This is a genomic window from Ochrobactrum sp. SFR4, from assembly GCF_019730395.1.
In the GTDB taxonomy this organism is placed as follows: domain Bacteria; phylum Pseudomonadota; class Alphaproteobacteria; order Rhizobiales; family Rhizobiaceae; genus Pseudochrobactrum.
On the sequence record NZ_JAAPBB010000099.1, the window covers coordinates 1 to 582 of the forward strand.

A 582-nucleotide genomic window follows, 5' to 3' on the forward strand; every position below is an offset into this window, starting at 1 on the left:
CCATTCGTGCTCATGCAGCAGAACTTGGTCTTGTTAGCCGCCAAGGCGTTGTTGGCTCAATGCAACTTGTTGAGGTAATCGAATGTGAAGAAGATGCGAGCTTACCAACAGTTGCCCGCATGGCTTTATTGCCGTTAGTGCGCCAAATGAAAGCAGTTCACAACGAAATAATAGGCTTGGAGAAATCAATTCATGCTTGGCATAAACAAAATGAATTGAGCAAACGCTTGGAAAGCGTGCCAGGCATTGGGCCGATAATAGCAAGCGCGCTGAGCGCTACGATCACTGATCCTAGAGTGTTCAAGTCGGGCCGGGAGCTTGCGGCATGGATAGGTTTGGTTCCTCGCCAGAATTCGTCGGGAGGAAAGAACCGGCTGGGGAGTATCACCAAACAAGGTGATCCATATTTACGGCGTCTTCTTGTTCTCGGAGCACATTCCGTCTTACGCTTTCGCAAGAAAAGTACTGTTCAAACGACACAATGGGCCGCCGGGCTTTTGGAGCGCAAACCTTATATGGTTGCTGCTGTCGCGTTAGCCAATAAAATGGCTCGAATTGTCTGGGCGCTTATGGTGCACGGTT

At 49.7% G+C, this 582-nt stretch carries 1 protein-coding gene; it reads left to right on the plus strand.

Annotated features, from left to right (window positions below):
* A partial coding sequence (locus tag HBA93_RS18030) for an IS110 family RNA-guided transposase (RefSeq protein ID WP_286202037.1) occupies nucleotides 1–582 on the plus strand: 582 nt, incomplete at both ends.